This is a genomic window from Pseudoalteromonas sp. MelDa3 (assembly GCF_002863625.1).
Lineage (GTDB): Bacteria > Pseudomonadota > Gammaproteobacteria > Enterobacterales > Alteromonadaceae > Pseudoalteromonas > Pseudoalteromonas arctica.
On the sequence record NZ_PJBR01000194.1, the window covers coordinates 1 to 2179 of the forward strand.

At 42.2% G+C, this 2179-nt stretch carries 2 protein-coding genes; both read left to right on the forward strand.

The features are described 5' to 3' along the window. Positions 1-86: 86 nt before the first annotated feature. The gene (locus CXF89_RS19005) at positions 87-920 is read left to right on the forward strand and encodes a tyrosine-type recombinase/integrase (RefSeq protein WP_101162798.1); all 834 of its coding nucleotides are present in this window, start codon (positions 87-89) and stop codon (positions 918-920) included. Continuing rightward, positions 917-2008 (forward strand): IS91 family transposase, encoded by a 1092-nt coding sequence (locus tag CXF89_RS19010; protein WP_121955469.1) that lies wholly within the window; start codon positions 917-919, stop codon positions 2006-2008. Before CXF89_RS19005 ends, CXF89_RS19010 begins: the two co-directional genes overlap by 4 nt. Positions 2009-2179: the final 171 nt, after the last annotated feature.

A 2179-nucleotide genomic window follows, 5' to 3' on the forward strand; every position in this document is an offset into this window, starting at 1 on the left:
GTTGAACTAAGCCGCTACGCGGAGATCCTATTCTGACCATTTGAGCCACACTTACCTTGGGGTTATCCCATATTTGGAGGTAAGTAATGAATACACTCATTGAACAAGTCAAAACTGAAATAGCCTATCTTGGTTATTCACAAAGTACCTGTAAAAGTTACTGCGAGCATTTACTTAAACTCAGCCATTATTTTAATAAACCACTCGATTTAATTACTGATGATGAGCTGAATATCTTTTTTAAAGATCCCGCCATTCGCAAGCTCTCCAGAGCGAGTCAAAAAATACAAATAAACAGCATTTGGTTTTTGTTTAAGAATATTTTACACCGCCCACTGAACTTAGACATAGCCTTGCCTAAAGCAAAACCTCGGGCACCTACTTATTTATCGCGTGATGATATTCGACGACTTATAGAAAGTTGCACGGATATGCGCTTAAAAACATTGATAGTGGTGTGTTATGGATGTGGTTTGCGTATTGGCGAACTGCTGCGCATCAAAGTGCAAGACATCGATGGACAGCGTAAAACCATTTTAATTGAACATGGTAAAGGAGATAAGTCACGCTATGTTGTTGTATCAGATAGCGTGCTAAATCAATTACGTTGCTATTGGAAAATGTATCACCCAACGGGCTGGATGTTTTATTCACGATGGTTAATGGATAAACCTATGTCACCCTCAAGCTTCAGAAAGGCATTGAAAAAACATGCACAAATGTGTGGTTTAAAGCACTGTAATCCACATGTATTACGCCATGCTTATGCAACACATCAACTTGAGTTAGGGATGCCGCTTCATCAACTTCAACATCAGCTTGGTCATAGTGACATTAGAACCACGCAAAGTTACTTACACTGGTTACCTGAATTAGGGCATGGTGGCATTGATTTACTCGCAAGTTGGGGGAACCAATGAGCGGCTTGCACCTCGCTGATATTTTAAATTCTGGCCTTGGGAATTATCGGCAGCACCACATAATGAGTTATCAACAGTTACGAGTCTGCCAACACCTTCAATCATGCAGAACGGGGCAGCTCGGTTATCAAGCATGGCAATGTGATAACTGTAGTGAAGTACAACAAATTGGGTGTAGTTGTCGAGACCGTCATTGCCCACGTTGCCAAGGGATGGCTACGGCTAAATGGGTGCAAAAACAGCAGGAAGATTTATTACCGTGTCGGTATTTCCACCTTGTTTTTACGCTCCCGCATGAGTTAAATATCATTGCGCACTACAACCCAAACGCGTTATATCACTGTTTATTTAAAGCCGCATGGCAAACGCTGTGTAAATTTGCGAAACGAAAGAGGCATGGCCAGTTAGGCATGACAAGCGTACTGCATACGTGGGGGCAGAACTTAAGTCAGCATATTCACCTGCATTGCTTGATACCCGCAGGCGCGCTTGATAAAGCGCACTGGCATGAAATAGAAAAAGGCTATTTATACCCCGTTAAAGCATTATCAACAGTGTTTAGAGGGAAAATGCTCGCGGCGCTCAATGAATGCGATAGTTCATTCGCGAAGGTAAGCACACCAACCAAATGGTGCGTGTATAGCAAAGCCTGTTTAACGTACAGTGAAAAGCTAGTTAGTTACCTTGCTCGTTATACCCGAAAAGGCGTGATGTCAGAATCGCGATTAGTGTCAGCGACTGAAGAAACAGTGAGCTTTAAATACCGCGATTATGCAGATAACAACCGCGATAAAGTCATGACTCTGAGTTGTGATGAATTTTTACGGCGCTACTTACAACATGTATTGCCCAAAGGGTTTATGCGCATTCGTCACTATGGCTTTTTAGCTAATGCGTGTCGCAAGCGAAAGTTAGGGTTAATAAAGGCTCAAGTATCAGCAACCCCATGCAAAGCGGTGAAGCCGAAGGTAGAGCAAGAACGATTAATACCCCATTGGTCTTGCCAGTCATGCAAGACGGGTACCTTACGATTTATTGGTGTGATGAATTTAGATGAGGCGACAAATAAAATAGCGCGAACGAGTTAGCAGCCTTGCTTGCTGCATCAAATCAATAAGTTAACCTGCTTAATTGCTCAGGCTAATAGCGACTGTGCGAGCGAAAAATATCCTTGCTTAACGGTTAAACATTCGGTTTAATGAATAGATAATAAACGCTGAGCAATGCAGGGAAAGCTTAAATTATAATAGGTAAGCTTA

Excerpts from the sequence above, each read along its gene's own strand:
- CXF89_RS19005 (WP_101162798.1), top strand. The coding sequence starts at position 87 with ATGAATACACTCATTGAACAAGTCAAAACTGAAATAGCCTATCTTGGT.
- CXF89_RS19010 (WP_121955469.1), top strand. The coding sequence starts at position 917 with ATGAGCGGCTTGCACCTCGCTGATATTTTAAATTCTGGCCTTGGGAAT.